Raw genomic sequence first — 17,635 nt, forward strand, 5'->3', positions numbered from 1 at the left:
TCCGTGAAGGGGGTCGCACGGTCGGCGCCGGCGTCGTGGCAAAAATAATCGAGTAGTTCGGCAACCACCGGGTGGCGCTTTAGCGCCATCCATCGCTCTTTGGAATATGACATGCAAAGCCAGAAAATCCGGATCCGCCTGAAAGCTTTTGACTATCGCTTGATCGATCAGTCAGCTCAGGAGATCGTTGAGACCGCCAAGCGTACCGGCGCCGTTGTTCGTGGCCCGGTTCCACTACCGACTCGTATTGCGCGTTTTGACCTTCTTCGCTCGCCACACGTCGACAAGAGCTCGCGGGATCAGTTCGAAATGCGCACCCACCTGCGCCTGATGGACATCATCGATCCGACCGACAAGACGGTCGACGCGCTGATGAAACTCGACTTGCCAGCTGGCGTCGATGTCGAAATTAAGTTGCAGTAGTGCCTGCATTACGGCTATAATTATCGGCTTTGGTCGAGCGGTCGAATTTCGCCACCGCTCGTTTTGTTAGAAGCGCTCGCCGGCCAATCGTAGCCGGTTAGAGGAGAATAAGCATGAGTCTAGGCCTTGTTGGGCGCAAGGTCGGCATGACGCGCATTTTTACCGAGGGTGGCGCAAGCGTCCCGGTAACTGTGCTCGATGTGTCGAACAACCGCATCGCTCAGATTAAGACGGAGCAAAGCGACGGATACTCCGTCGTCCAGCTGGCTTTCGGAAAGCGGCGGCCCTCTCGCGTGGGTAAGCCGTTGGCAGGGCATCTGGCCAAGGCTGGTGTCGAAGCGGGCAGGGTCTTGAAAGAGTTTCCCGTTTCCGCTGCTGGGTTGGCCACCCTCAAGGCGGGTGATCAGATCAGCGTCACCATCTTTTCTGTCGGTCAGAAAGTTGATGTCACTGGCCAGAGTATAGGCAAGGGGTTTTCCGGCGCTATCAAGCGGCATCATTTCAGCTCTCAGAACGCCTCGCACGGTAACTCCGTGTCGCACAAGGCGCTGGGGTCGACCGGTATGGCGCAGGATCCGGGCCGCGTCTTTCCAGGCAAGAAAATGGCTGGCCATCTGGGTGATGTCAAACGTACCCAGCAGAACCTCGAAATCGTTCGTGTTGATGTGGAGCGCCAGTTGCTGTTGCTCAAGGGCGCGGTCCCCGGCTGCAAAGGCTCGGATGTGATTGTGCGTCCTGCAGTAAAGGCGGGGGCATAGATGGAACTCAAACTTATCAATGACCAGGGTGTGGAAGCGAGCCGGCTGCAGGCTCCCGATCTCCTGTTTGGTCGCGAATACAACGAAGCGCTGGTTCATCAGGTGCTGGTTGCCTATCAGGCGAACGCTCGCAGTGGCAACCGCGCCCAGAAGGACCGTGGCGATGTCCGGCACACAACCAAGAAGCCGTGGCGGCAAAAAGGCACCGGCCGTGCCAGGGCTGGTATGTCCTCGTCACCGATTTGGCGTGGCGGCGGTCGCGTCTTTCCGAGTTCGCCGAGCGAGAATTTCAGCCACAAGCTGAATCGGAAAATGTATCGCGCGGGAATGGCTGCCATCCTCTCCCAGCTCGTCCGTGAGGATCGCCTGGCGGTTGTCGCCGGGTTCTCGATCGAGGCGCCGAAGACCAAGCTGTTTGCGGCAAAGATCAAGAGCATGGGTTACGACTCGGTGCTGGTGATTACCGACGAGCTCGAGGAAAACCTCTTCCTGGCGTCGCGCAACCTACCGAATGTGCTGGTCGTCGAAGTCCAGCAGGCGGATCCGGTGTCCTTGGTTCGCTTCGCGAAGGTGCTGGTCACCCAGGGCGCGCTGGCCAAGTTTGAGGAGATCCTGGGATGAACCAAGAACGTCTGATGCAAGTGTTGCTCGCACCGCAGATCTCGGAGAAGGCGACGTTTATTGCCGACAAGCACGAGCAGGTGATCTTTCGCGTTGTCCCGGATGCGACCAAGCCTGAAGTCAAGGGCGCTGTCGAGTTGCTTTTCAAAGTCTCGGTAAAGTCGGTTCAGATCGCCAACGTCAAGGGCAAGCAGAAGAAGTTTGGCCGCGTCGTTGGGCGGCGGAAGAGCTGGAAGAAGGCCTATGTGTGCCTGGCGCCGGGTCAGGAAATTAACTTCGTCGATGGAGGGGGGGTCTGATGGCACTCGTCAAAGTCAAGCCGACTTCGCCTGGTCGCCGGGCTGTCATCAAGGTCGTCAACCCAAAGTTGCACAAGGGGAGGCCGCTTGCTGCGCTGGTCGAGTCGCAGTCCAACCACGCTGGTCGCAGCAACAGTGGTCGCATTACCACGCGGCACAGGGGCGGCGGTCATAAGCAACACTATCGTCTGGTGGACTTCAAGCGCAACAAGGACGGCATCACGGCCAAGGTCGAGCGTCTTGAGTATGATCCGAACCGCACCGCCAGTATCGCCTTGCTCTGTTATGCCGATGGCGAGCGTCGTTACATCGTTGCGCCCAAGGGTCTGGCGGTTGGTCAGGAAGTGACAAGTGGCTCCGAGGCGCCGATCAAGGTGGGGAACACCCTGCCGATCCGCAATATCCCGGTCGGTACGACTATCCATTGCGTCGAGATGGTGCCTGGCAAGGGCGCACAATTGGCGCGCTCCGCCGGCACTTCGGTGCAGTTGCTCGCCCGGGAAGGCGTGCATGCTCAATTGCGCTTGCGTTCGGGCGAGATCCGGCGAGTGCATGTCGAGTGTCGTGCGACGATTGGCGAGGTCGGTAACGAAGAGCATAGCTTGCGCTCAATAGGAAAGGCCGGCGCGAATCGCTGGCGCGGCATCCGCCCAACCGTTCGCGGCGTCGCAATGAACCCGGTCGACCATCCGCACGGCGGTGGCGAAGGTAAGACGGCCGCGGGTATGCACCCGGTCAGCCCTTGGGGTACCAAGACCAAAGGTTATCGTACGCGTCGCAATAAGCGCACGACCTCGATGATCGTGCAGCGCCGCAGTAACAAACGCTAAGGGATAGAGAACCATGGGACGTTCCGTTAAAAAGGGCCCGTTTGCTGATGCCCATCTGATAAAAAAAGTGAACACGGTTCGCGCGACTGGTGACAAGCGCCCGATCAAGACCTGGTCGCGCCGGTCTACCGTGCTGCCGGACTTCGTTGGCCTGACGATCGCCGTTCACAACGGCAAGCAACACGTTCCGGTGTACGTCACCGAGAACATGGTTGGGCATAAGCTCGGCGAGTTTTCGCTGACCCGCACCTTCAAGGGCCACACAGCCGGCAAGAAGGCGAAGAGGTAAAGGAATGAATATGGAAACTCGTGCTGTTTTGCGCGGCGTGCGCTTGTCGAGCCAAAAGGGTCGATTGGTAGCAGACCAAATTCGCGGTTTGGCGGTCGATAAGGCGCTCAGCATTCTTACGTTTAGCCCCAAGAAGGGCGCGGTAATCATCAAAAAGGTGCTCGAGTCGGCTATCGCCAACGCCGAGCACAACGATGGCGCCGATATTGACGAACTCAAGGTCAAGGCGATCTGTGTCGAGAAGGGGACGGTGCTCAAGCGCTTCACGGCACGAGCGAAAGGGCGCGGCAATCGTATCGTCAAGCCGACCTGTCACGTTTTTCTGACCGTCGGCAACTGAGGAACAAGAATGGGACAAAAGATTCATCCTGTCGGATTTCGGCTGGCTGTTACGCGTGACTGGTCGTCGCGTTGGTACGCCAACAAGAAAAACTTCGCCGGCATGCTTAAAGAAGATATCGACGTTCGCGAGTACCTGAAGAAGAAGCTCAAGCACGCTTCGGTGGGACGGGTTCTCATTGAGCGTCCGGCCAAAAACGCCCGTGTGACGATTTTCTCGGCCCGCCCCGGCGTGGTGATTGGCAAGAAGGGTGAGGAGATCGATCATCTGCGTGGGGCTTTGCAGAAGATCATGGGCGTGCCCGTGCACGTCAGTATCGAAGAGATTCGCAAGCCAGAAATCGATGCGCAATTGGTCGCGGATTCGATCACCCAGCAACTGGAGAAACGCATCATGTTCCGCCGCGCGATGAAACGCGCGATGCAGAACGCGATGCGGCTTGGTGCGCAGGGAATCAAGATCATGAGTTCGGGTCGCTTGAACGGCGCAGAAATCGCGCGTCGAGAATGGTACCGCGAGGGTCGCGTGCCGCTACATACGCTGCGTGCTGACATCGACTATGCGACATCCAAGGCTTTGACGACCTATGGTCTTATCGGCGTCAAGGTATGGGTATTTAAAGGCGAGATCGTTGACCGTCATGAGCAGACAACCGTCTCTCCAGAGGTGCTGGCCGACGACCAGGTCCGCAAGCCGCGCCGCGTGACCCGTCCTGCTGATGCGGCTGATCGGCCTCGCGCCGTGAAGGCCAAGGAGGCCGGCCAGGAAGACGGTGCAAAGGTCGAGGCGGCAGCTCCTGAAGCGAAGGCGCCGGTGAAACGAGTAAGAAAGGCAGGAACGACAGATGCTTCAGCCAGCTAGAAGAAAATACCGCAAAGAGCAGAAAGGCCGAAATACCGGTCTTGCAACGCGCGGCGCCCGAGTGAGCTTCGGTGAATTCGGGCTCAAGGCGATTGGTCGTGGCCGGCTGACGGCCCGTCAGATCGAAGCAGCCCGGCGAGCCATGACGCGCCATATCAAGCGCGGCGGCCGCATTTGGATACGGATTTTCCCTGACAAGCCAATTTCAAAGAAACCTGCTGAAGTGCGTATGGGTAGCGGCAAAGGGAATCCGGAATACTATGTCGCCGAGATCAAGCCCGGCAAGGTGCTGTACGAGATGGATGGTGTAAACGAAGGCTTGGCGCGTGAAGCGTTCGCGCTTGCGGCAGCCAAACTGCCAATTCCGACAGTTTTCGTTACGCGTATGGTGGGTTGATCATGAAAGTCAGTGAACTCAGAGCAAAAACCGTCGACGAGCTGAACAAGGAATTGCTGGACTTGCTGAAAGCACAGTTTGGGTTGCGCATGCAGCTGGCAACGCAGCAGTTGTCCAACAATAGTCAGATCGGCAAAGTGCGCCGTCAGGTCGCACGCGTGCGCACGCTTCTTCGTGAAAAGGCAGTTCAACAATGAGCGAGACCACAAGCAGTAAGCGTACCCTGGTCGGGCGCGTCGTTAGCGACCGGATGGAAAAGACCGTGACGGTCATGGTCGAGCGTCGCGTCAAGCATGCGATCTACAACAAGATCATGGTGCGCTCGAGCAAGTACCACGCCCACGACGACAGCAATGAAGCGAAAGCCGGTGACCTGGTGGAAATCCAGGAGTCGCGTCCGTTGTCGAAGACCAAAGCTTGGGTTGTCACCAAGCTGCTCGAACGCGCGGTCGCGGTCTAGCTTGCTTTATTTTCAAAAGCGGCTATAATGCCGCGTTTCCCCGCGCTCGACTGGCTATCGGCCTCGAGCGTTTCTCCCCTAGCGGGTTCCAAGACTGACCGCCAACGCGGGCCAAGTTGGAGTGACAGATGATTCAAGTACAGACGGTTCTCGACGTTGCTGACAATACTGGCGCGCGCTCGGTGATGTGCATCAAGGTGTTGGGCGGCTCCAAGCGGCGCTATGCCGGCATTGGCGACATTATCAAGGTCACCATCAAGGATTCCGCGCCGCGCGGACGCGTCAAAAAGGGCGAGGTCTATAGTGCGGTCGTGGTGCGTACAGCCAAGGGCGTTCGCCGCATGGACGGCTCGCTGGTCAGGTTCGACCACAATGCGGCCGTGCTCCTGAATAACAAGATGGAGCCGATTGGCACCCGTATCTTTGGTCCGGTGACGCGCGAGCTGCGTGGCGATCGGTTCATGAAGATCGTGTCGCTGGCACCCGAAGTGCTGTAAGGAAGGTCATGGAAAAGATTCGTAAGGGTGACGACGTTGTCGTTATTGCCGGAAAAGACAAGGGTAAGCGCGGGGCTGTTGTGCAGCGCACCGACGCAGATCACGTGCTGGTTGCGGGTGTCAACCGCGTCAAGAAGCATGTCAAGCCCAATCCGGTCAAGGGTGTCGTCGGGGGCATTACGGAGAAAGAAATGCCGCTTCACGTATCGAACGTGTTGCTCTATAACCCGATGACCAAGAAGGCGGATCGGGTCGGTTTCAAGACGCTAGAAGACGGCACCAAGGTGCGTTTTTTCAAGTCGAACGGCGAAGTTTTGGGGGCGTAAGGACTAGTCATGGCGCGTTTACTGGATTATTACAATGCCACAGTGGTGGCTGACTTGACTGCGAAGTTCGGCTACAAGTCGAGGATGGAAGTTCCACGGATCACCAAAGTGACGCTCAATATGGGTGTCGGCGAGGCGATTGCGGACAAGAAGGTGCTTGAGCACGCGATCGGCGATCTGACCAAGATCGCCGGGCAAAAGCCGGTGACCACCAAGGCCCGTAAGTCGATCGCCGGCTTCAAGATCCGCACCGGCTACCCTATCGGTTGCATGGTTACGCTACGCGGACCGCACATGTTCGAGTTCATCGATCGCCTGGTAACGGTTGCGCTGCCGCGGGTTCGCGACTTCCGTGGCATCTCGGGAAAGGGTTTCGACGGTCGTGGGAACTACAACATGGGCCTCAAGGAGCAGATCATCTTCCCGGAAATCGAGTACGACAAGATCGATGCGCTGCGCGGTATGAACGTCAGTGTCACGACGACCGCCAAGACCGATGCTGAGGCGCGGGCCTTGCTTGGCGCGTTCAAATTTCCCTTCAGGAACTGAAACGACATGGCAAAACTCGCTCTGATCAACCGCGGTGAAAAGCGGCGCAAGTTAGTTGAAAAGTATGCCAAGAAGCGCGCCGAACTGGTGGCGATGGTGAACGACCAAAGCCTCTCCATCGAAGACCGCTTCGAAGCACGTCTGAAAGTTCAGTCGTTACCACGCAACTCGAGCCCGGTGCGGCTGCGCAACCGGTGCGCGTTGACCGGGCGGCCGCGCGGCGTGTACCGCAAGTTCGGCCTGGGTCGTGGCAAGCTGCGCGAATTCATAATGCAAGGCGAAGTCCCGGGAACGATCAAGGCTAGCTGGTAGGCAGGAGAGAACGAAATGAGTATGAGCGATCCGATCAGCGACATGCTGACACGCATCCGAAATGCCCAGATGGCAAACAAGGCGTCCGTCGCCATGCCGTCTTCAAAAGTGAAGATTGCCATTGCCCGGGTGCTCAAGGACGAAGGCTATGTGGAGGAGTTTGCAGTTTCTCCGAATGATGGCAAGCCGATTCTCCAGATCGACTTGAAGTACTACGCTGGTCGGCCAGTGATCGAGCGGATTGATCGTGTGTCCAGGCCGGGTCTTCGGATTTACCGGGGCGCCGACAACATCCCGACGGTGATGAATGGCCTTGGCGTGGCGATCGTGTCCACCCCAAAGGGGGTTATGACTGACCGCAAGGCACGCGCCAGCCACGTCGGCGGCGAAGTGCTGTGCGTCGTCGCGTAAGGGGTAGCTATGTCGCGTGTTGCAAAAAAACCAATTATCCTGCCGCAGGGTGTCGCGGTCGAAGTCTCCGCTGAAGGTGTTTCGGTGACGGGTCCGCTCGGGACTCTGCAAGTTGCTGGGCATCCGGCCGTTGGCATCGAAGTCGCAGATGGTGTCGTGCAGTGCAAGCCCGTTTCGGGGGTCGCGCAGGCGAATGCTCTTTCCGGAACGTTGCGTGCTGTGGTGGCCAATATGGTTACCGGTGTAAGCAAGGGGTTCGAGCGCAAGCTCAATCTGGTCGGTGTGGGTTACCGTGCGCAGGCGCAGGGTGATGTACTCAACCTGACCCTCGGCTTTTCTCATCCGATAGCCTACAAATTGCCGAAGGGTGTCACCGCGACGACGGCCACCCAGACCGAAATCGTCATCAAAGGCATCGACCGCCAACAGGTCGGCCAGGTGGCAGCTGAAGTTCGCGCTTATCGGCCGCCAGAGCCGTACAAAGGCAAAGGTGTGCGCTATGTCGACGAAGTCGTCGTCATCAAGGAAACGAAGAAGAAAAAGTAAGGGTGCTTAGATGATTGACAAAAAACAGGCGCGTTTGCGCAGGGCTCGCAAAACCCGGGCCAAAATTGCCGAACTGAAGTCGGTTCGTCTGGCGGTGCACCGCAGTAACTGCCACATCTACGCGCAGGTGATATCGGCCTGTGGCGCTAAGGTCTTGGCCGCCGCTTCGTCACTGGAGCCGGAAGTGCGCAAGAGCTTGCCCAAGGGTGGGGGCGATGTAGGCGCAGCAAAAGCGATCGGTCAGCTGGTCGCCGAGCGCGCCAGAAAAGCCGGGATCGAGCAGGTTGCGTTTGACCGTTCCGGTTTTCAGTATCACGGACGGATCAAGGCGCTGGCCGAGGCCGCGCGTGAAGCCGGCCTCAAGTTCTGACCGGACCGCACGCAAAGAATTGGAGTAATCAATGGCTAGACCACAAGGCAGGAAACCTCAGCAGTCCGACAAACCCGATGATGGGATGCGCGAGAAGATGATCTCGATCAACCGCGTCACCAAGGTGGTCAAGGGTGGCCGGATTCTCGGCTTCGCAGCACTGACTGTCGTCGGCGACGGCGATGGGCGTGTTGGCATGGGCAAAGGCAAGTCACGTGAAGTTCCGGTGGCGGTCCAGAAGGCCATGGAAGAAGCTCGGCGCAACCTGATCAAGGTGAGTCTTAAAGACGGCACGCTGCAGCATACGGTTTTCGGTCATCACGGCGCTTCGCGGGTAATGATGCAGCCAGCACCCGAGGGTACGGGCATCATCGCTGGTGGTGCCATGCGAGCAGTCTTTGATGTGATCGGGATGACCAATGTCGTCGCCAAGGCGCACGGGTCGACCAATCCGTACAACATTGTCCGGGCAACGATCAACGGCCTGCGTTCGATGACGACGCCGGCGGAGATAGCTGCCAAGCGCGGCAAGACCGTCGCCGAAATCCAGGGGTAAGAAATGACTGAGAAGAAAGTCAAAGTAACGCTGGTCAGGAGCCTGATTGGGACCAAGGAGTCGCATCGCGCGACCGTACGAGGTCTGGGTCTGCGTCGTCTGAATAGTAGCTCGGTCCTTGAAGACACGCCGGCGGTCCGCGGGATGATCAACAAGGTCGGATATCTCTTGAAGTGTGAGGGCTGAGATGGAACTCAATACTGTTCGTCCGGGCGAAGGTGCACGTTCAAGTCGGAAGCGCGTTGGCCGTGGTGTCGGCTCGGGCTTCGGCAAGACTTGCGGACGTGGCCACAAGGGTCAAAAATCGCGCGCCGGTGGGTTTCACAAGGTCGGCTTCGAGGGCGGGCAGATGCCGCTTCAGCGCCGGCTGCCGAAGCGCGGTTTCAAGTCGATGACCGGCGCACGCAATGTTGAGGTCCGCTTGTCGGAAATCGCGCGCCTGCCGGTTGACGAGATTGATCTGGCAACGCTGCGACAGGCCAATCTAGTTCCGCAACAGGTGCTGTCGGCGAAGGTCGTCCTTTCGGGCGAGATCAAACGGAAGGTCGTCCTCAAGGGTGTGGGAGCGACGGCGGGTGCCAAGGCGGCGATCGAAGCCGCGGGCGGCAGCGTTGCCGAATAACGAGTTTGCAGGGGTGATCTTTTTTGGCAACTAGTCCAGGCACGGTAGGCAAAGGCGGGAAGTTCGGCGACCTCAAGCGCCGTCTGTGGTTCCTGCTTGGTGCACTGGTCGTGTATCGAATCGGGTCGCACATCCCCGTGCCGGGTATTGACTCCCAGGTGTTGGGCGAGCTGTTCAGTCGGCAGCAGGGCGGAATTCTCGGCATGTTCAACATGTTCTCGGGCGGCGCTCTCTCGCGTTTCACAATCTTCGCCCTCGGAATAATGCCGTATATCTCGGCATCGATCATCATGCAACTGATGACCCACGCCAGTCCGCAACTTGAGGCGCTGAAGAAAGAGGGCGAAGCCGGGCGGCGCAAGATTACGCAGTACACCCGCTACGGGACGGTGTTTTTAGCATTGTTTCAAGGCATTGGTATTGCCGTTGCGGTTGAGTCGCAGCCAGGGCTGGTGTTGGACCCTGGAATGATGTTCCGCTTTGTGACGGTGACGACGCTGGTTACCGGGACGATGTTCCTGATGTGGCTTGGTGAGCAGGTCACCGAGCGGGGGTTGGGAAACGGCATTTCGATCATCATTTTTGCTGGCATCGCGGCGGGGCTGCCGAGGGCGATTGGTGGCTTGCTGGAGCTGGTTCGTACCGGCGCAATGCACCCGTTGGCGGCAATTGTGATTAGTGTTCTGGTGGTCCTGGTCACGGCGTTTGTGGTCTTCGTCGAACGGGGACAGCGCAAGATTTTGGTCAACTACGCCAAACGTCAGGTCGGGAACAAGGTTTACGGTGGGCAGAGTTCGCATTTGCCCCTGAAGTTGAACATGGCCGGGGTGATCCCACCAATCTTTGCATCGTCGATCATACTTTTTCCGGCGACGATTGCTGGGTGGTTCGGCGCCGGTGAGTCCGGGCGTTGGTTGAAGGACATTGCTGGAGCGCTCTCCCCGGGGCAACCGATCTACGTGATGCTGTACGCGGCGGCGATCATTTTCTTCTGCTTCTTTTACACGGCGCTGGTTTTCAATTCAAGAGAAACCGCGGACAACCTGAAGAAGAGCGGCGCCTTCGTGCCGGGTATTCGGCCGGGAGATCAGACGGCGCGCTACATTGACAAGATACTTATGCGGTTGACGCTGATTGGCGCCTGTTACATCACCATCGTCTGTTTGCTGCCCGAGTTCATGATTTTGAAGTGGAACGTTCCGTTTTATTTTGGCGGTACTTCGTTGTTGATCATTGTTGTGGTGACGATGGACTTCATGACCCAGGTGCAGGCCTATACGATGTCGCACCAGTACGAGAGCCTGCTCAAGAAAGCGAACTTCAAAGGCTCCGGGTTACCGGCGAAATAGAATGGCAAAGGAAGACTTGATTGAAATGCAGGGTGAGGTCATCGAGAACCTTCCCAACGCGACGTTCAGGGTGAAACTCGAAAATGGTCACGTGGTTCTGGGTTTTATTTCCGGGAAGATGCGCATGCACTATATCCGCATCCTGCCGGGGGACAAGGTCACGGTGCAGCTGACCCCTTACGACCTGAGTCGCGCGCGAATCGTCTTCCGCGCGAAATGAAGAGTCTCTACGCAACAATTCGGTGCCGGGGTGTTCGTACCTCGTGCCGGGGAACCAGGAGTTAACAATGAAAGTGCTGGCCTCTGTGAAGCGCATCTGCCGCAAGTGCAAGATCGTACGGCGTCACGGTATCGTGCGTGTGATCTGTGCCGATCCGCGTCACAAACAGCGTCAAGGTTGATCGCTGCGACTCACTTTGGTGAGTTGTCAGTCGGTTGAAGGTATAACTGTAAGTTTCGATTAGTTGGGGTGAATCAATGGCCCGCATCGCAGGCGTAAACCTACCGAACCACCAGCATGCCGAGATCGCGCTTACCGCGATCTACGGTATTGGCCGTCCTCGTGCACAGAAAATCTGTGATGCGGCTGGGGTTACACGTTCAACAAAAATGAAGGACATGACCGAGGCTGAACTGGAGCGCTTGCGCGACCAGATCGGCAGGTTCTCTGTCGAGGGCGACTTGCGCCGTGAAGTGACCATGAGCATCAAGCGCTTGATGGACCTCGGTTGCTATCGTGGTCTTCGTCACCGCAAAGGTCTTCCGTCGCGCGGTCAGCGTACGAAGACCAATGCACGCACTCGCAAGGGTCCGCGCAAGGCGATTGCCGGCAAGAAATGATTAGGAACTAGGATCTGACTATGGCCAAGAGCGCTACAAAAGTTCGCAAGAAAGTCAAGGTAAGAAAGAACGTGGCTGAGGGCGTCGCGCATATCCACGCGTCGTTCAACAATACGATCATTACCATTACCGATCGCCAGGGCAACGCGCTGTCGTGGGCTACATCTGGCGGGGCCGGGTTCAAGGGCTCACGCAAGAGCACTCCCTTCGCTGCGCAGGTTGCGGCAGAGGCGGCGGGCAAGGTTGCCGTCGAGTGTGGCGTCAAGAACCTGGAAGTGCGCATCAAGGGCCCGGGTCCGGGTCGGGAGTCGTCGGTACGTGCGCTGAATGCCCTGGGCATGAAGATCACGGCGATTACCGACGTCACGCCGATTCCGCACAATGGCTGCCGTCCGCCCAAGAAGCGTCGGATTTAAGGAGAAGAAACAGTGGCTCGCAACCTCGATCCGAAGTGCCGTCAGTGCCGCCGTGAAGGCGAAAAGTTGTTCCTGAAGGGCGAGAAGTGCTTTACCGACAAGTGTGCGATCGAACGTCGCTCGTACGCGCCAGGTCAGCATGGTCAGAAATCCGGGCAGCGCCTCTCGGACTATGGTGTTCATTTGCGTGAGAAGCAGAAGATCCGGCGTATTTACGGCGTTCTGGAAGGCCAGTTTCGCAAGGTCTATAAAGAAGCCGACCGGCGCAAAGGTGTTACCGGCGAGGTGCTGTTGCAGCTGCTGGAGGCTCGCCTTGACAGTGTTGCCTATCGCATGGGTTTCGCGGCTTCGCGCTCCGAGTCCCGGCAGGTGGTCAGGCACAATGGCGTGCTGGTAAACGGTCGCCGCGTGAACATCCCGTCTTACCAGGTCCGTCCTGGCGACGTCGTTGAAATCTGCGAGAAGGCGAAAGCTCATCTTCGCGTCAAAGCGGCGCTCGCCGCTGCTGAAGCCCGCGGCTTCCCGGAATGGGTTGAAGTGGACGCAAAGGCTGCGAAGGGTACGTACAAGGCGCACCCGGAGCGTAGCGAATTGCCGCCGACGATCAACGAGAGTCTCGTCATCGAACTCTACTCCAAGTAGTAGTACCGGGGCTGGAAGGCATCAGGCAAAGGACAGTACATGCAAAGCAGTGGACTTTTTAAACCGCGCATTATCGATGTGCAGAGCTTGTCGCCGGTGCATGCACGAGTGGTCATGGAACCGTTTGAGCGCGGGTACGGGCACACTTTAGGCAATGCCTTGCGGCGGATTCTGCTCTCATCGATGCCTGGGTACGCTCTGACCGAGGTCAGTATCGAGGGCGTGCTTCATGAGTACTCGACGATTGACGGCGTTCAAGAGGATGTGGTCGATATCCTGCTCAACCTCAAGGGTGTCGTCTTCAAGCTTCACAACCGGGAAGAAGTGGTCCTTCACCTCAGCAAGGAAGGGAAGGGCGTTGTCCGGGCTGCCGACATCGAGGTGTCCCACGATGTCGAGATCATCAATCCGGAACATGTGATCGCGCAACTTTCTGCCGGCGGAAAACTGGCCATCGAAATGAAGGTCGAGAAGTCGCTTGGCTACGTGGCAGGCAATCTTCGGGATCTTGGCGAGGGCGGCAAGAGTATCGGAAAGCTGGTGCTTGATGCCTCGTTCAGCCCGGTCCGTCGCGTAAGCTATACGGTCGAGAGCGCTCGTGTTGAGCAGCGGACAGACCTCGACAAGCTGATCATGGAAATCGAGACCAACGGCGCCATAGAGCCGGAGGAGGCGATTCGTACGGCAGCGCGCATTCTCATGGAGCAGCTCTCGGTGTTCGCCGACCTCGCTGGCACGGCGCTCCCGGTTGAGTATCAAAAGACGGTTCAGGTGGATCCGCTTCTGCTGCGCCCGGTAGATGATCTTGAGCTCACCGTTCGTTCCGCGAACTGTTTGAAGGCGGAGAACATTTACTACATCGGCGACTTGATTCAGCGCACCGAGAACGAGTTGCTCAAGACACCTAACCTCGGGCGAAAGTCACTTAACGAAATCAAGGAAGTGTTGGCTGCACGTGGCCTGACACTGGGCATGAAGCTCGAGAACTGGCCGCCGGCCGGGCTCGAGAAATAGGCTGCCGGAAAAGAACAGGAAGGAATTGATATGCGTCACCGTTTGGGTCTCCGCAAACTGAACCGTACCAGCGCTCATCGCCTGGCGATGTTGCGCAACATCACCGTTTCGCTGCTGCGCGAAGAGGTTATCAGGACGACGCTGCCGAAGGCGAAAGAACTTCGTCGGGTCGTCGAGCCGATCATCACGCTCGGCAAGAAGCCGAGCCTCGCCAATCGGCGTCTGGCCTTTGACCGCTTGCGCGATCGCGACATGGTGGTTAAGGTGTTCGATGAGTTGGGGGTGCGCTACGCTAGCCGAAATGGTGGCTATTTGCGGATCCTCAAGTGCGGTTTTCGCGTTGGCGACAACGCGCCAATGGCCTTCGTCGAACTCCTCGATAGACCTGATGCCGCTACCGACGAGGTCCTCACGGCCTAGGTCGCGGAGGCTTTTGCGGCCGGTGGCCAGCGTCAATGAAGCCAGGCCCAGCCTGGCTTTTTGTTTTTTCGTGCAAGCTTCTGCTCGCCACTCGTCAGGGAACCCGCAGACATGATGGTTAACGCCGACCAGAACGAACTCGAAAAATTCAGCCAGCTGGCTCATCGTTGGTGGGACCCGAGCAGCGATTTCAAGCCGCTGCATGACATCAATCCATTGCGTTTGGAGTGGATCGACGGCCACTGCCAGCTCGCCGGCAAGAGCGTGCTGGATGTCGGCTGTGGTGGTGGAATACTCTCCGAAGCGATGTGCGAAAAAGGCGCGACGGTGAGCGGTATCGATCTCTCCGACAAGGCCCTGAGTGTTGCACGCCTGCACCTGCTCGAAAGCGGGCGCCAGGTTGACTACCGCAAGATCTCGGCCGAAGAACTGGCTGCCCAGCAAGGTGGCATTTACGATGTCGTGACCTGCATGGAAATGCTCGAGCATGTTCCGGAGCCGGCCAGCACTGTGGCCGCCTGTGCGGCGCTGGTCAAGCCGGGCGGACACGTTTTTTTCTCCACCATCAACCGCAACCCGAAAGCCTATCTGCTGGCTGTGATCGGCGCCGAGTACATCCTGCGGATGCTGCCCAAGGGTACCCACGACTATGCCCGATTCATCAAGCCGTCGGAGATCTCGCGCTGGGTAAGAGAGGCCGGTCTGGAGCCGGATGAACTGCGCGGGATGACCTACAATCCGTTGACCCGGCACTACGCTCTCGGGCGCGACACAGACGTCAACTACCTCCTGCATAGCGTAAAGAATGTTTGAAGCGGTACTGTTCGACCTTGATGGGACTTTTGCCGATACGGCGCCAGATCTTGCTGCAGCACTCAACCGCCTGCGGGCAGATCTGGGGCTGCCGCAGGTTGCTCCCGGGCAACTCCGCCCGCTGACTTCGCAGGGCGTGCGGGGCATGCTCAAGGCAGGACTCGATATGTGCCCGGGCGATCCGTGCTACCCAGAGTTCTATGAGCGCTTCCTGCGTTACTACAGTCAGGACATCTGCGTTGAAACGAAGCTGTTCCCAGGCATTGACGAGCTCCTCGGGGGGCTGGAAGGGCGCGGCTGGCCGTGGGGGATCATCACCAACAAGGCGCAGCGCTTCACATTACCGTTGCTGGCTGAGCTCGGCTACGCGAAACGCGCAGGGTGCGTCGTCAGCGGGGACTCCGCGCGACGCGCCAAACCCGGGCCCCAACCGATGCGCCTCGCCTGCACGCTGATCGCCAGAAGTCCCGGGCGTTGCCTCTATGTCGGCGACGATCTGCGGGACGTCCAGGCCGGTCGGGCGGCGGGAATGGTGACCGTTGCGGTCCGCTACGGCTATCTCGGCGACGCCGAGCCCATCGAGGCTTGGGGCGCCGATCATCTGGTCGACCATGCGCGGGACATCGCCGTCCTGGCCGGTATCTGCTGAAGGCCGCCGCCCAGCACAGCTGGTGCAGCGAGATCGCCAGGGATATCGCGACGCTTGGTCGCGATGCGTTAGAGTGAACACATGCCGAAAACAGCTCTCATTCTGTTTGCCCACGGTGCACGTGACCCCGATTGGGCCGATCCGATGCGTCGTGTCCGTGCCTCCTTGCGCGAACAGGCACCCGCTATGCGCGTCGAGGTGGCCTTTCTCGAGTTCCTGCAACCCGAATTGCGCGACTGTGTCGAATCGTTGCTCAGTGAGGGCTTCGAGCGCATCGTCGTATTGCCGATGTTTGTCGCCCGTGGCGGACATCTGAAACGCGATTTGCCGCTTCTGCTCGATGAGCTACGGCAGCGGCATCCCCAGGCACGCTTTGAACTGGCAGGGGCGATTGGTGAGGCGGAAAGCATCGTCCAGGCGATGGCAAAGCACGCACTGACGCTGGTCGACGCCAGCTGATGATGGTGCTCCGCGCGGCGTGCATAGCGTTTGCCCGCCAGCGTCGACGACGTCCGGCCTCAGCTTTTGGGCGCATGGACCCGGGCCGTGCCTGAGGCCAGGTTTTCGCCCATAGGCTATCTGGCGACGCCGTTTGGCGACCGCTTCGGGATTCCGCGACAGCCGCGGCTGGCGCCGCATGCGCGGGGCCAGCTACGCTTTCTGCGCCCTTATGATCGAGCCGAAGCGGTGCGCGGGCTGGAAGCCTTTTCGCATGTCTGGCTGACTTTCATCTTTCACCGCACCGCCGGACGGTGGAGCCCAACGGTTCGTCCGCCGCGTCTCGGCGGGAACGAGCGGGTCGGCGTGTTTGCCAGCCGTAGCCCTTTCCGTCCAAATCCGCTGGGCTTGTCTCTGGTCGAGTTGTTAGCGGTCGATACCAGCGACGGGGTGCTGTTGACTTTTGGCGGCGTAGATCTGCTGGACGGCACGCCAGTGCTCGACATCAAGCCCTATATCCCCTTCATCGAAAGCGAGCCGGCCGCGCGTGGCGGCTTCGTCGCTGGGCCGCCACCTCTGCTGGCGGTCGATTTTAGCGCGCAAGCGGCCGCTCAGCTGTCCCGGCATGAGCGGCGTTGGCCCGATCTGACGGCCTTGCTGCGCGAGCTGCTGGCGCAGGACCCGCGTCCGGCCTATGCGGAGAATCCGCTACGGCTATACGGCTTTCGTCTTTACGATCTGGAGATCAAGTGGCGTTGCACCGCCACCCGAGCGATCGTCGAGGAGGTCCTTGAGACGCTGGTCGACGGCTGCACTTGATCCGGCAGATGTACACCTGGCTCGCCCGCCGACACGCAGCTGTTCCCGGCAACAGGCACTGAACCCGGAGGCCTCCACCACATGTGCCGACTCCGCCCGGCCGTGTCGGCGCAAGCAGGGTTGCTGCGTTACTATGAGATCAGCGACACGACGCAAGCTCTGGTCCCGAACCGTGGACGGGCGGGGCCCGGATCGAAACGCTGATTTGCGATGTTGATCGCGGTCGCGTCGCCCTGGAGAGTCATCACCTTGGAGAGAATTCCATGAAAACGTCAATCATGGCGCTGCTCGTACTGACCCTCGTCCAGCCGGTCATCGCCGTGGCTGATGGCCGTTCGCGGGGCGTCTACCAAGCATCCGGCACGGTAGTCGTTGGCGGCGGTTATGCGTATGGCCCGCGCGGCGGCTATCGTGGTGGTGGCTGGGGCTACGGGGGTTCCGGCGTGGGCGTCTATGTGGGGCCACCGATGTTCTGGGGGTGGCCGTGGGGGCCACCTGCCTACTATCCCCCGCCAGTGATGTATCCGCCGGTAATTGCGGTCCAGCCGCCAGTTGTTTACGTTGAGAGAGGTGACACAGCTGCGCCGGCCGCGTCCGCAGGTGAGCAAATGCTCGAGCCGGGCTATTGGTACTACTGCCGCGAGCTGGCGGGGTACTACCCGGCCGTAATGCAGTGTCCGGGGCTCTGGGTGAAGGTTGCGCCGCGCGCCGACTAAGGACTAAGGGCAGGGTCGGGCGCGAGCACAGAGACAGTCAAGCGTCGCTTGC

At 59.1% G+C, this 17,635-nt stretch carries 34 protein-coding genes; all 34 read left to right on the plus strand.

Translation table 11 applies throughout. The features are described 5' to 3' along the window. Positions 1 to 111 precede the first annotated feature (111 nt). Positions 112 to 423, plus strand: coding sequence for a 30S ribosomal protein S10 (gene rpsJ, locus RUW20_RS02655; RefSeq protein WP_313950648.1), 312 nt, complete (start codon positions 112 to 114; stop codon positions 421 to 423). Between the two features lie 113 nt (positions 424 to 536). Further along, a complete protein-coding gene (rplC, locus tag RUW20_RS02660) occupies positions 537 to 1,181 on the plus strand; it encodes a 50S ribosomal protein L3 (RefSeq protein ID WP_313950649.1) in 645 nt (214 codons plus the stop codon). After that, a complete protein-coding gene (gene rplD, locus RUW20_RS02665) occupies positions 1,182 to 1,802 on the plus strand; it encodes a 50S ribosomal protein L4 (RefSeq protein ID WP_313950650.1) in 621 nt (206 codons plus the stop codon). Then, positions 1,799 to 2,101 carry a 50S ribosomal protein L23 gene (gene rplW / locus RUW20_RS02670; RefSeq protein WP_313950651.1) on the plus strand — a complete coding sequence of 101 codons (303 nt, stop codon included), beginning with the start codon at positions 1,799 to 1,801 and terminating at the stop codon, positions 2,099 to 2,101. The genes rplD and rplW overlap by 4 nt, the downstream gene beginning before the upstream one ends. Next, positions 2,101 to 2,931: a 50S ribosomal protein L2 gene (gene rplB, locus RUW20_RS02675; RefSeq protein ID WP_313950652.1), complete on the plus strand. Its 831-nt coding sequence runs from the start codon at positions 2,101 to 2,103 to the stop codon at positions 2,929 to 2,931. The genes rplW and rplB overlap by 1 nt, the downstream gene beginning before the upstream one ends. A 13-nt stretch (positions 2,932 to 2,944) precedes the next feature. After that, positions 2,945 to 3,220, plus strand: coding sequence for a 30S ribosomal protein S19 (gene rpsS, locus RUW20_RS02680; protein WP_313950653.1), 276 nt, complete (start codon positions 2,945 to 2,947; stop codon positions 3,218 to 3,220). A 10-nt stretch (positions 3,221 to 3,230) separates the two neighbouring features. Further along, complete coding sequence (gene rplV / locus RUW20_RS02685; RefSeq protein WP_313950679.1) at positions 3,231 to 3,560, plus strand: 50S ribosomal protein L22; 330 nt, start codon at positions 3,231 to 3,233, stop codon at positions 3,558 to 3,560. A 9-nt stretch (positions 3,561 to 3,569) separates the two neighbouring features. Continuing rightward, a complete protein-coding gene (rpsC, locus tag RUW20_RS02690) occupies positions 3,570 to 4,421 on the plus strand; it encodes a 30S ribosomal protein S3 (RefSeq protein WP_313950654.1) in 852 nt (283 codons plus the stop codon). Further along, complete coding sequence (gene rplP / locus RUW20_RS02695; protein ID WP_313950655.1) at positions 4,405 to 4,818, plus strand: 50S ribosomal protein L16; 414 nt, start codon at positions 4,405 to 4,407, stop codon at positions 4,816 to 4,818. The genes rpsC and rplP overlap by 17 nt, the downstream gene beginning before the upstream one ends. A 2-nt stretch (positions 4,819 to 4,820) precedes the next feature. Next, the gene (rpmC, locus tag RUW20_RS02700; protein ID WP_313950656.1) at positions 4,821 to 5,015 is read left to right on the plus strand and encodes a 50S ribosomal protein L29; all 195 of its coding nucleotides are present in this window, start codon (positions 4,821 to 4,823) and stop codon (positions 5,013 to 5,015) included. Beyond that, positions 5,012 to 5,278: a 30S ribosomal protein S17 gene (rpsQ, locus tag RUW20_RS02705; RefSeq protein ID WP_313950657.1), complete on the plus strand. Its 267-nt coding sequence runs from the start codon at positions 5,012 to 5,014 to the stop codon at positions 5,276 to 5,278. The genes rpmC and rpsQ overlap by 4 nt, the downstream gene beginning before the upstream one ends. A 128-nt stretch (positions 5,279 to 5,406) precedes the next feature. After that, complete coding sequence (gene rplN / locus RUW20_RS02710; RefSeq protein ID WP_313950658.1) at positions 5,407 to 5,775, plus strand: 50S ribosomal protein L14; 369 nt, start codon at positions 5,407 to 5,409, stop codon at positions 5,773 to 5,775. An 8-nt stretch (positions 5,776 to 5,783) separates the two neighbouring features. Further along, a complete protein-coding gene (gene rplX, locus RUW20_RS02715; protein ID WP_313950659.1) occupies positions 5,784 to 6,101 on the plus strand; it encodes a 50S ribosomal protein L24 in 318 nt (105 codons plus the stop codon). Between the two features lie 9 nt (positions 6,102 to 6,110). Beyond that, on the plus strand, positions 6,111 to 6,650 hold the full coding sequence (rplE, locus tag RUW20_RS02720; RefSeq protein ID WP_313950660.1) for a 50S ribosomal protein L5: 540 nt from the start codon (positions 6,111 to 6,113) through the stop codon (positions 6,648 to 6,650). Positions 6,651 to 6,656: 6 nt separating this feature from the next. Next, positions 6,657 to 6,962 (plus strand): 30S ribosomal protein S14, encoded by a 306-nt coding sequence (gene rpsN, locus RUW20_RS02725; protein ID WP_313950661.1) that lies wholly within the window; start codon positions 6,657 to 6,659, stop codon positions 6,960 to 6,962. Between the two features lie 15 nt (positions 6,963 to 6,977). Next, positions 6,978 to 7,373, plus strand: coding sequence for a 30S ribosomal protein S8 (gene rpsH / locus RUW20_RS02730; RefSeq protein ID WP_313950662.1), 396 nt, complete (start codon positions 6,978 to 6,980; stop codon positions 7,371 to 7,373). Positions 7,374 to 7,382: 9 nt separating this feature from the next. Continuing rightward, positions 7,383 to 7,919, plus strand: coding sequence for a 50S ribosomal protein L6 (gene rplF / locus RUW20_RS02735; RefSeq protein ID WP_313950663.1), 537 nt, complete (start codon positions 7,383 to 7,385; stop codon positions 7,917 to 7,919). A 13-nt stretch (positions 7,920 to 7,932) separates the two neighbouring features. Further along, on the plus strand, positions 7,933 to 8,289 hold the full coding sequence (gene rplR / locus RUW20_RS02740) for a 50S ribosomal protein L18 (RefSeq protein WP_313950680.1): 357 nt from the start codon (positions 7,933 to 7,935) through the stop codon (positions 8,287 to 8,289). A 31-nt stretch (positions 8,290 to 8,320) separates the two neighbouring features. Continuing rightward, positions 8,321 to 8,845: a 30S ribosomal protein S5 gene (gene rpsE, locus RUW20_RS02745; protein WP_313950664.1), complete on the plus strand. Its 525-nt coding sequence runs from the start codon at positions 8,321 to 8,323 to the stop codon at positions 8,843 to 8,845. A gap of 3 nt (positions 8,846 to 8,848) precedes the next feature. Further along, a complete protein-coding gene (gene rpmD, locus RUW20_RS02750; protein WP_313950665.1) occupies positions 8,849 to 9,031 on the plus strand; it encodes a 50S ribosomal protein L30 in 183 nt (60 codons plus the stop codon). A gap of 1 nt (position 9,032) precedes the next feature. Next, positions 9,033 to 9,467 (plus strand): 50S ribosomal protein L15, encoded by a 435-nt coding sequence (rplO, locus tag RUW20_RS02755; RefSeq protein ID WP_313950666.1) that lies wholly within the window; start codon positions 9,033 to 9,035, stop codon positions 9,465 to 9,467. A gap of 23 nt (positions 9,468 to 9,490) precedes the next feature. Next, the gene (gene secY, locus RUW20_RS02760) at positions 9,491 to 10,816 is read left to right on the plus strand and encodes a preprotein translocase subunit SecY (RefSeq protein WP_313950667.1); all 1,326 of its coding nucleotides are present in this window, start codon (positions 9,491 to 9,493) and stop codon (positions 10,814 to 10,816) included. A gap of 1 nt (position 10,817) precedes the next feature. Next, the gene (gene infA, locus RUW20_RS02765; protein WP_015767904.1) at positions 10,818 to 11,036 is read left to right on the plus strand and encodes a translation initiation factor IF-1; all 219 of its coding nucleotides are present in this window, start codon (positions 10,818 to 10,820) and stop codon (positions 11,034 to 11,036) included. 67 nt (positions 11,037 to 11,103) lie between these two features. Beyond that, positions 11,104 to 11,217, plus strand: coding sequence for a 50S ribosomal protein L36 (gene rpmJ, locus RUW20_RS02770; protein ID WP_313950668.1), 114 nt, complete (start codon positions 11,104 to 11,106; stop codon positions 11,215 to 11,217). A 76-nt stretch (positions 11,218 to 11,293) separates the two neighbouring features. Further along, the gene (gene rpsM / locus RUW20_RS02775; protein WP_313950669.1) at positions 11,294 to 11,656 is read left to right on the plus strand and encodes a 30S ribosomal protein S13; all 363 of its coding nucleotides are present in this window, start codon (positions 11,294 to 11,296) and stop codon (positions 11,654 to 11,656) included. 20 nt (positions 11,657 to 11,676) lie between these two features. Continuing rightward, positions 11,677 to 12,072 (plus strand): 30S ribosomal protein S11, encoded by a 396-nt coding sequence (rpsK, locus tag RUW20_RS02780; RefSeq protein WP_291993963.1) that lies wholly within the window; start codon positions 11,677 to 11,679, stop codon positions 12,070 to 12,072. 12 nt (positions 12,073 to 12,084) lie between these two features. Further along, complete coding sequence (gene rpsD, locus RUW20_RS02785; RefSeq protein WP_313950670.1) at positions 12,085 to 12,714, plus strand: 30S ribosomal protein S4; 630 nt, start codon at positions 12,085 to 12,087, stop codon at positions 12,712 to 12,714. Positions 12,715 to 12,753: 39 nt separating this feature from the next. After that, positions 12,754 to 13,728 carry a DNA-directed RNA polymerase subunit alpha gene (locus tag RUW20_RS02790; RefSeq protein WP_313950671.1) on the plus strand — a complete coding sequence of 325 codons (975 nt, stop codon included), beginning with the start codon at positions 12,754 to 12,756 and terminating at the stop codon, positions 13,726 to 13,728. A gap of 30 nt (positions 13,729 to 13,758) precedes the next feature. Beyond that, positions 13,759 to 14,148, plus strand: coding sequence for a 50S ribosomal protein L17 (gene rplQ, locus RUW20_RS02795; RefSeq protein WP_313950672.1), 390 nt, complete (start codon positions 13,759 to 13,761; stop codon positions 14,146 to 14,148). Between the two features lie 111 nt (positions 14,149 to 14,259). Next, on the plus strand, positions 14,260 to 14,961 hold the full coding sequence (gene ubiG, locus RUW20_RS02800; protein ID WP_313950673.1) for a bifunctional 2-polyprenyl-6-hydroxyphenol methylase/3-demethylubiquinol 3-O-methyltransferase UbiG: 702 nt from the start codon (positions 14,260 to 14,262) through the stop codon (positions 14,959 to 14,961). After that, positions 14,954 to 15,610: an HAD-IA family hydrolase gene (locus RUW20_RS02805; protein WP_313950675.1), complete on the plus strand. Its 657-nt coding sequence runs from the start codon at positions 14,954 to 14,956 to the stop codon at positions 15,608 to 15,610. The genes ubiG and RUW20_RS02805 overlap by 8 nt, the downstream gene beginning before the upstream one ends. Positions 15,611 to 15,691: 81 nt before the next feature. Further along, on the plus strand, positions 15,692 to 16,069 hold the full coding sequence (locus tag RUW20_RS02810) for a CbiX/SirB N-terminal domain-containing protein (RefSeq protein ID WP_313950676.1): 378 nt from the start codon (positions 15,692 to 15,694) through the stop codon (positions 16,067 to 16,069). Positions 16,070 to 16,156: 87 nt separating this feature from the next. Beyond that, complete coding sequence (tsaA, locus tag RUW20_RS02815) at positions 16,157 to 16,867, plus strand: tRNA (N6-threonylcarbamoyladenosine(37)-N6)-methyltransferase TrmO (RefSeq protein WP_313950677.1); 711 nt, start codon at positions 16,157 to 16,159, stop codon at positions 16,865 to 16,867. 263 nt (positions 16,868 to 17,130) lie between these two features. Further along, positions 17,131 to 17,583: a hypothetical protein gene (locus RUW20_RS02820; protein WP_313950678.1), complete on the plus strand. Its 453-nt coding sequence runs from the start codon at positions 17,131 to 17,133 to the stop codon at positions 17,581 to 17,583. Positions 17,584 to 17,635: the final 52 nt, after the last annotated feature.

It is taken from the genome of Accumulibacter sp. (genome assembly GCF_032229525.1).
Lineage (GTDB): Bacteria > Pseudomonadota > Gammaproteobacteria > Burkholderiales > Rhodocyclaceae > Accumulibacter.